General features: G+C 42.3%; 3 protein-coding genes. 2 read left to right on the top strand and 1 reads right to left on the bottom strand.

Annotation, left to right across the window (positions count from 1 at the left end):
• Positions 1–1,119 (top strand): hypothetical protein (locus tag E1171_RS23470; RefSeq protein WP_187696184.1); only part of this gene is annotated, 1,119 nt, incomplete at its 5' end.
• Between the two features lie 81 nt (positions 1,120–1,200).
• Here E1171_RS23470 and E1171_RS01940 read toward each other — a convergent pair.
• Complete coding sequence (locus E1171_RS01940) at positions 1,201–1,380, bottom strand: hypothetical protein (RefSeq protein WP_155203549.1); 180 nt, start codon at positions 1,378–1,380, stop codon at positions 1,201–1,203.
• A gap of 207 nt (positions 1,381–1,587) precedes the next feature.
• On the opposite strand from E1171_RS01940, the gene E1171_RS01945 reads away from it, so the two are divergent.
• On the top strand, positions 1,588–1,828 hold a 241-nt coding region (locus E1171_RS01945; protein WP_155203551.1), incomplete at its 3' end, for a hypothetical protein.

Here is a 1,828-nt window from a genome sequence, read left to right on the forward strand (position 1 = left end):
TGCTTTTTTCTCCTTGCCGCTTGTACCGAAGAAGAAATTACGCCAGACTCTGAGACCACCGACCCCGAATTTATAGATCCAATTACCATAAACCCTGAGTGCGGCCCTTCCCAAGAACGTGTGGGAAGCTGTGGGCTTTTCGAAGCACATCCAAATGACCGCCTTTTACTTCGCCGATTACCTAGCGACGAGCTATATCCCCTAGCAAATCGAAGAAACCTACAGGAATTCACTAAGGATTTCTATACAGAGTATGCTGATGAATTTGACTTCATCATCGTGCTTGTCAACAGACCCGTTGGCACTAGGCCCAATGTTCCAGTAGAAGGCATCTTTCATACTGTTGTGAATGAGGTAACCCAAGGAATTGGAAGTAAAGGTAGTGGCAATCCACAAGACTGGGGATCCAGTGGACGACTGCAAGGTGCCATAGTGCTCTATGATGTTCGTGCGGAACCAGATGGCACCGACGGCACACAAAACTACATTATTTCCCGACCATTCTACCATGAACTAGCCCACCGATGGGGCAACGCCTGGCTCCCTCAAGAGCTCGGGGGAGGTTCAGGGCACTATGGCTATTCGACTGCCGATAGCCCAATTGGAGGCTGGGAAGCTTTTGAACCAACGGGAGAAACCATTAATGGTAAAAAGGAATACCATGCCATTCGTGGTAACCACTTTTGGAATGCCCGTCTCAGTAACTTAGAGCTGTACCTTATGGGACTCATTCCCCAGTCTGACCTGGAGCCACTTCAATACTTGACTGATGTCGAAAGATCACCCAACGACACCAGCTTTGAAGATTACTATCTGGCCAGTGATTTGAAAACACTCTCTACCGACGAAATGGTCGAACTAATGGGTGGCCCACGGATTCCAGCTTTTGGGGATGCCCAAAAAGAATTTCGTACCGCCTTTGTTATTGTAAGTGATGAAGAAGTGCCTAGTGCACATCAGGACCTTGCAGATGAAGAGATTCGGATATTTGGTAGCACAGAGCGCACTGACCCCGAAGATAGGTGGACACTATTCAAAATGAACAGTTTCTATGATGCCACAGGGGGGCGTGCCTACATGAACACCAGCTGCCTTAGCCAAGCCCGACTCTGCAATTAAGAGCGTAAAGTAAGTATACTTAAACGCAATGACATGTCATCAGTTGTTCTGCTATAGGTTAATAATGAACCTATAGCAGGACTAGACAAGAGAAACTTTTTCCCCTCCTCCCTCTTTTATGGGCGAAAAAGTTAATGAAGGGTTTAATGGATATCCCCCTCGTTCAACAAAATGGTTTGATGCATCCTGTAATGCATCAATTGAAAGCCGGCTACATTGAGGAAAAATTCTCTCAATAATAGTTCGGCTTTTTTTAAACATAATCTTTTTCTTTGGCCCATTAATTCCGAAGAAAAAAACTAAATTTAGATTTCAAGAAACTATATTGAAAAATTAGCCTTCATAGCCAAAAACGCTAACCAAAGCTAATATTTTTTCACCCACCGTCAGGAAACATTTGCTAATAAGGATATAGCTCATTCTAGGGCATTTCGCATCTTTTCTTAACTTCTAATTCCATTTGCAGATATGACAAAGATCTTTTTACAAGTTTTGAAAATTTCCATTGTTCTTCTTCTTTTTACAATCACAGTAATTACAGGAGCAATAATTTGGCCAATGCCTGAACTCCCATTAGCAGAAGAACACAATAGTACTTTAATTCAGTCAATCAATATTATTGATACAAAGACAGGAAAAATACTGGTAAACAGAGATGTATATATTGAGAATAATAAGATTATTTCAATTGATAGTTCTGGTGTTAAGA

It is taken from the genome of Xanthovirga aplysinae, from assembly GCF_009711365.1.
In the GTDB taxonomy this organism is placed as follows: Bacteria; Bacteroidota; Bacteroidia; order Cytophagales; family Cyclobacteriaceae; genus Xanthovirga; species Xanthovirga aplysinae.